General features: G+C 49.4%; 3 protein-coding genes and 1 pseudogene. All 4 read right to left on the bottom strand.

Annotated features, from left to right (window positions below):
* The coding region (locus tag ACTHSP_RS18775; protein WP_440346660.1) for an RNA polymerase factor sigma-32 at positions 1-513 on the bottom strand (513 nt) is incomplete at its 3' end.
* A 279-nt stretch (positions 514-792) separates the two neighbouring features.
* Positions 793-2,340 (bottom strand): apolipoprotein N-acyltransferase, encoded by a 1,548-nt coding sequence (gene lnt / locus ACTHSP_RS18770; protein WP_314512671.1) that lies wholly within the window; start codon positions 2,338-2,340, stop codon positions 793-795.
* A 55-nt stretch (positions 2,341-2,395) separates the two neighbouring features.
* Positions 2,396-3,262 carry a DUF808 domain-containing protein gene (locus ACTHSP_RS18765; RefSeq protein ID WP_070646300.1) on the bottom strand — a complete coding sequence of 289 codons (867 nt, stop codon included), beginning with the start codon at positions 3,260-3,262 and terminating at the stop codon, positions 2,396-2,398.
* Between the two features lie 112 nt (positions 3,263-3,374).
* Positions 3,375-3,698 (bottom strand): annotated as a pseudogene (locus ACTHSP_RS18760) (TolC family protein); the annotation flags it as partial.

The following is a 3,698-nucleotide window of genomic DNA, read 5'->3' as shown; positions in this document are numbered from 1 at the left end:
CATTTCCAAGACTTCGGACAATTTGACGCCCAAATCGTCGGCGATTTCTTGCGCTTCTTTTGGAGACAAGGCATTCAGATTTTTACGCATGCTGCGCAGATTGAAGAACAGTTTGCGTTGCGGTTTGGTTGTGGCAACGCGGACCAAACGCCAGTTGCGCAAAATGAATTCATGGATTTCGGCTTTAATCCAATGCACGGCAAACGAAAACAGGCGCGCGCCGCGGCTCGGTTCGTAGCGTTTGACGGCTTTCATCAGGCCGATATTGCCTTCTTGAATCAGGTCGGCTTGGTTGAGGCCGTAGCCATCGTAGCCGCGTGCGATGGATACGACGACGCGAAGATGAGACAGAATAAGCTGTTTGGCGGCGTTGAGATCGCCTTTTTGCTGACGTTCGGCCAGTTGTGTTTCTTCTTCGGCAGTCAGCATGGGAATGCTGTTGACAGTATGAATGTATTGCTCGAGGCTACCGTTGCCGCTGTGGATAACGGGTAATGCAAAAGCTTTATTCATAAAGGATGCTCTCCTTAATTAGGCCGTCTGAAAACGGCTTTTTGTTTATTGTGTGACAAGCAGTATAACACTGCCTGTGGTTTGTTTTGTTATGGGTTGGATTTTTTCTGTAAATTAACGATAGATTCAATAGTTTTTACTGCTTGAATCGCAAGGTTTGATTGTCTTAGAAAATTTGAGTGATTTGCTAGGTTTTGGGTAAGTATATTACAAACATTTCTGTATGTAAATAGTTTTAGTAATAAAAAAGACCTTGTATAACAAGGTCTTAAAATTTTTTTATTCTGGTTTCTTCCGGCCAATCAGGATGAAGAATACGCCGATAACGGCCAAAATGCTGATAAGCCATGTTGAGCCGCCTGCTTTCATATAAGGCGTTTCTCCGATATAGCCTTTGACGTGGCCTTCGAGGACGGTTTCTGTATCCGGTTGGGCCTCGGCAACAATCGTACCTTTAGGGGAAATAATGGCGGTCGCGCCGGTATTGGTGGCGCGAACCATGTAGCGGCCCAGTTCCATTGCACGCGCTTGGGACTGTTGAAGCTGCTGATACATGGCATTGGATTTGCCGTACCACGCCATATTACTGATGTTGGCAAGCAGGGTAGAGCGTTTCGCCGTTGCGATGAGTTCGTCGCCGAAGCCGTCTTCATAGCAGATATTGAAGGCGACTTTTTGATCTTTCATTGTCAAAGGCGCTTGGTTGTCGCCACCTTTTTGGAAGTCGGCCAAAGGCATATCCATCATTTTATAGAGGCGCTCGGTAATGATGGGTAAAGGCTTGTATTCGCCAAATGGAACCAGGTGGTTTTTGGCGTAGTAGGGGATGGTATCGGAAGTGCTGTTGTGATAGTCGCTCAAATTGATGACGGCATTTTCGTAGCCGTTGCCGTCGGGCGTATATTGGCTGATACCGATGGCCAACGCGCTGCCGTTGCTTTGCGCCTGTTCGGCGAATTGTTCCAAGATACCTTCGGGCAGGTCTTGGCGCATCAGCGGCAGGGCGGTTTCAGGCAGGATGACGATGTCGGCACTGGTTTTGCTGATTTGTTCGTAGTATTTCTGAATGGTTGGGATGATTTGCTCTTCCTTCCATTTCAGATTCTGCTCGATATTGCCTTGAATCAGGGCGACGGTGCTGGTGCTGCCGTCGGGGCGGGTGTATTCGGTTTGTTGGGAAATGTAGCCGACGGAGCAGAGTGCAACGATAAGGAATAAGGGCAGCAGGCGGTGTTTCAGACGGCCGTGGTTGTCAATCAGCAACACCAGCCATGCGCTGAGGAAAGCGGTTGCCAGCGTGACCATATGAATGCCGCCCAAAGGCGCGAAACCTGCCAACGGGCTGTCTTTAATGATTTGGGAATAGCCGATTGCGCCCCAGCCGAATCCGGTCAGGAAACGTTCGCGGGCAAATTCTGCCAGCGTCCACAAAATCGGCAGCAGGAGGCCGGTTTTGGCCCAGCGCGCCAGGTTGCATTTTCTCCACACCCAAAAACAGATGGCCGGATAAAGCGCAAGAAATGCCGGCAGCAGGAAGGTGAGGGGGATGGCGTATGAATCCGGCAGACCCGAAACATCATGCAGGGCAGTGTGTATCCAATAAAACTGCGCCGTATAACCGATTAATCCGAACAGATAGGCAGTCATGACGGCAAAGCGTGGACGCAATTCAATCAGGCGTATCAGCGCTCCAAACAACAGCGGCATCAGCCAGAAATGATAATACGGGGCGAAAGTGAACGGTGTCGCAGCGGCAATCAAGATAACCAGCGGCCAGTACAGCAGCGGATGTTGCCAATATTGTTCGAGTTTACGGAAAATATTCATGCTTTAAATGGTATTGAGGCCGTCTGAAAAGTTTTCAGACGGCAGGGAAACAAAATCAGTCTTTTTGAAACAATTTCATTGCAGGCAGGACGATTGCGCAAGCTAATGCACCGGCGGCTACTCCGACCACCAGATTGGCGATATGTTCCATCATGCCGCTGTCCCAATGCTGCGCGTGGAGGAAATCGTGCAAAAAGCCAAGGTTGTGGGCGATTAGTCCGCCGCCGACCAAGAACATCGCCAGCGTGCCGACAATGCTCAAGCCACGCATAAACCAAGGCATAAATGAAATCAAACCGCGTCCGATGCCTTGTACGGCGGCGCTTTTTTGGCGCATCAACATCATACCGAGGTCGTCAAGTTTGACGATGATGCCGACCAAACCATAGACCAATGCAGTCATGCCGACACCGATGGCAGCCATAACCAAAGAACGCGTCATCAGGTCATATTTTTCAACAACACCCAGCGCGATAATGATGATTTCGGCGGAGAGGATGAAATCTGTACGGACCGCGCCTTTTACTTTTGTTTTTTCGTCTGTGACTTCAGGCTCGGCATCGTGTCCGTCTTCGTGTTCATTGCGGTGCAGAAATTTGTGCAACAGTTTTTCCACGCCTTCAAAACACAAATAAACACCGCCGATCATCAGCAAGGGCGTAATCAGCGCAGGCAGGAAAGCGGAAAGCAACAGCGCAAGCGGCACCAGAATCAGCTTGTTGACCAGAGAGCCTTTTGCCACCGCCCAAATAATCGGCAATTCGCGCTCGGCGGATACGCCGGTTACCTGATTGGCGTTGAGCGCCAAATCGTCGCCAACCACGCCGGCAGTTTTTTTGGCGGCGACTTTGGTCATCATCGCTACGTCGTCCAAAACGGCGGTAATGTCGTCCAAAAGCGTAAAGAGAGAGGCGAAGGCCATAATGTTGTCCGGATAAAATCAAATAAACGCGCGATTATATATGAAAATTCAGTTGCTTGAATGTTTTTCAGACGGCCGTTGACGGAAATTAACCAAAGGTCGTCTGAAAATGCTATTTCGGCGTATAACGTCCCGCCATGGCTTTATACACCATATTTTCGTATTTTAAGGCTTCATAGCGTTGGTTCAGCAGGTTTTGAGCCGAGCTGTATTCCGAATTCAAAGCCTCCAGCCAGTCTTTCAGTTCGTTTTTACCATGTTGGTAGCGTACTTGATAGTAATGGCTGTTTTTCTTGTCCAACTGATAACGCTGTTCCTGATTGGCAAGGCTGGCCTGAGCGTTTTTGTAGGCAAGGTAATTGGTGTTGACCTCGTTGAGCGCGGTGGTCAGGGCTTTTTCAAAATTCAGCTTGGCACTGTCCATCTCCGCTTGTAC

This window comes from Neisseria sp. P0001.S005, assembly GCF_051963715.1.
Note: the sequence above shows the minus strand (reverse complement) of the source record. Positions and strands in the feature narration are given on the sequence as shown.